This is a genomic window from Campylobacter sp. BCW_6873 (assembly GCF_001762365.1).
In the GTDB taxonomy this organism is placed as follows: Bacteria; Campylobacterota; Campylobacteria; order Campylobacterales; family Campylobacteraceae; genus Campylobacter_D; species Campylobacter_D jejuni.
This window is the reverse complement of sequence record NZ_MJWS01000032.1, coordinates 1-2,947: the sequence shown is the minus strand read 5'-3', so window position 1 is coordinate 2,947 and position 2,947 is coordinate 1. Positions and strand designations below refer to the sequence as shown.

Below are 2,947 nucleotides of genomic sequence, written 5' to 3'. Positions count from 1 at the left end.
ATCAAAAACCAAATTTTCCACCTAAAGCTCTTAAACTAAGCTTTAGTTTAAAATATCTTTAATCAGTTTTTGCAAATTCCTTTTTGTTTCTTCTTGTTCTTTTATGATAAAACATTTTGCTTTTGGCCAAAAATAACTTTTAGGATTTTCAAATTTTCCCCAACGCCAATCAAACCTAGGATGTAAAAGAACTATAGTAGGAATATCCATAGCTAAACTTAAATGCGCTATAGCACTATCAATACTAAGCATACAGTCAATATCATATAAATAATTTAGAGTATCATTCCAATTTTTTATAAGCTTGCTTCTATCTTCTATTACCTTAGGTAATTCTTCTTTTAATTGCATTTGAAAAGAAATGATTTCATAATCTAAGTCTTTTAATACATCAAATAAAAATTCAAATTTTACATTTCTTAATAAATCAGAATTTTCAGCATTAGGAGTAGCATAAAAAATACCAAGTTTTTTTCTTTGATTATGCGGTTTTTTCTGTGGCAATATAGGTGTTTTTAATCGTAAAATCTCATCAAGCTTAATATCAATAAAAAAAGGCAAAGAACAAATAGGAATAGCATAATCAAAATTTGTAGGTAGATTTTTTAAAACCTTTACATTTTTAAAAATATCATTATTTTGATTTAAAAATTTGATTTGATTTTTAAACATTTCATACATGGCACTTTGAGGAGCAAATAAAACCTTTGAAGCGATTTTGCAAAGTTTTTCTAAGCATCTTGCATACATTATAGTATCGCCAAAGCCTTGCTCGCAAAATACTAAAACTTCTTTATTTTTAAAAGCATCAACGCCAAATTTATTAAAAGCTTTTAGGCTTTCATTATAATGATAAGTAGAAAAAGTTTCATTATGAGCATAAAATAATCTGCTTTCATAATATTTCTTACCCTCTTCAAAATTATCATCCACTCCCATACGCATCAAAAGATAAGCCAAATCAAATTGATAGGTTGCATGAGAATCCAAACTAAGACATTTTTTATAAGCATGATAAGCTTCTTGATAGTTTGAGTTAAATTCTAAGACCTTAGCATAGTTTTGCCAAAACTGTGCATGGTGTTGATTGGCTTCTTGTAGTGATTGAAAAAGTTCTAAAGAATCAGATATTCTAAAAAGCTTAAAAAGTAAGTATGCTTTTTGGGGTAAAATTTGATGAGTTAAAAAATCTTCTATTTTAGAAATGGTAAGATTTTCTTTGGTTTTACTATGAAGCCTATCTTCGAGTTTGACTAAATTAAGATTGGTTTGTTCAGCAATGATTCCTTTTTGTAGTTTATCAATCAAATCTTGCATAAAATGACACAAGTGCTCATGTGCATTTAATGCCTTCGTAAAATCATGTTTAAAATAAATTTCTGCATAATTTTTCCATAGATTAAGATTATACATATCTTTAGAAAGTAATTCTTTGAAAATTTGTTCAGATTCTTCTAGTTTATTGCTCAGTTTATAAATAAAAGCCAATTCTAACTTAAGTTCATCCTCTAAATCATCTTTGCGAATTAAAAGTGTTTGTAATAAATTCAAGGCTTCATCAAATCTTAAATTTTCAATATAGCTTTTAGCAAGCATAAGACCATTAAAACTTGTAGGATTTAAAGAAAAAAGCTCTTGAGCATAATATAAAGCTTTTTGAAAAAGAGAAAGTTTATAAGAAGAAAGCGTAGCAAATTCTAAAGCAAATTTTGGACTTTCTTTTAAAAATTGCTCACTCAAGTTTAAACATTTTTCATAATTAGCATTAAAATAATAATAATGAATTTTATCAAACATATTTTTCCTTGATAGTTACATTAAAATCTAATATTATCTTATAAGTTGCATAAAAAGATAATTATATTTTTATAAAATTAAATAATAAAACAAAAATAAAAAAATAAATACAATAAAAACATCCATCCCAATAATTTTAAAATTATCAGGATGAAATTTTTAACAAGTAGGAGAGTAAACTAATTAAACTAAGGTATGATCTTTTATAAGATTACCAAAGGTAATTAAACTGAGCAAATCCTGTATGGGTATTGCCATCTTTATCAAACATTCCATTATAGTTTAAACTAAAATAGAAAGCTTCATTAACAGGAACGATAAAAGAAGTGCTTACAAATTTTTGTATTCTTGGTAAATCAAACTCATCACTTACTTTTATATTTCCAAATCTAGCCTCAGCTTCTACTTTAGGATTGATATTAAACTTAGCTCCAAGTTCTACTGAAGTTTTTAAATTAGGCAACCAATCTCTAAACCAAGTAAAGCTTGTTTTAGTAGAGAAAAGATTTAAATAGTTTGCATAGGTTCTTTCTCCATCCTTAACTGTTGCTTGTCCTATAGTGTCTTTCATAGAAAAAGCTTCAGTATAGCCTCCTTCATAAGCAAGACCTATTTCAGGGGAGAATATATCTTTATTAGAAATAAAATTCATACCTAAGGCTGTATTGACTCCATAAGCATAAGAATTAGGTTCAGCTTTAGCTTCATTATTTCCTATTTTTTTAGTTAAATCATTTTTAATCAAAGCAGCTTTACCTTGAGCTTTGATATAAACTTCTTGACCTTTTTCTGTAGTAAATAAGGTATTAAAGTATTTTAAACCTGCATAATAGGTTCTATTATTAATATCAAAATAAGTTGAACCCATTCTTGTATCTTCATAACCTGCATACACACCATATATTCCACTGTCTTTTAAAGTAGAATAACCTATAATGGTTCCTTTAGTGTGTCCTTTACTTTCTTCATTTAAAGAAAGTTCAACATTCTGTGAAGAAGTATAAGGAAGGATGAATAAAGAATGTTCTTTATTAGAACCATAGCTTCCATTATTTAAATCACTCTTTATATAATCACTTGCATCTGCATATAAATTACCCTTTTCAGACATAGCAATGCTTTGAGATTTACTTGAAGAAGCTAAAGCAAA

The 2,947-nt window shown here is 27.0% G+C and carries 2 protein-coding genes; both read right to left on the bottom strand.

Features of this window, described 5'->3' with window-relative positions:
- Nucleotides 1-42: 42 nt before the first annotated feature.
- Nucleotides 43-1,797 (bottom strand): hypothetical protein, encoded by a 1,755-nt coding sequence (locus AJ932_RS01505; protein WP_070278379.1) that lies wholly within the window; start codon nucleotides 1,795-1,797, stop codon nucleotides 43-45.
- Nucleotides 1,798-2,008: 211 nt separating this feature from the next.
- Nucleotides 2,009-2,947, bottom strand: a 939-nt coding sequence (locus AJ932_RS01500) for an autotransporter outer membrane beta-barrel domain-containing protein (protein WP_148123012.1), incomplete at its 5' end; no start/stop codon positions are given.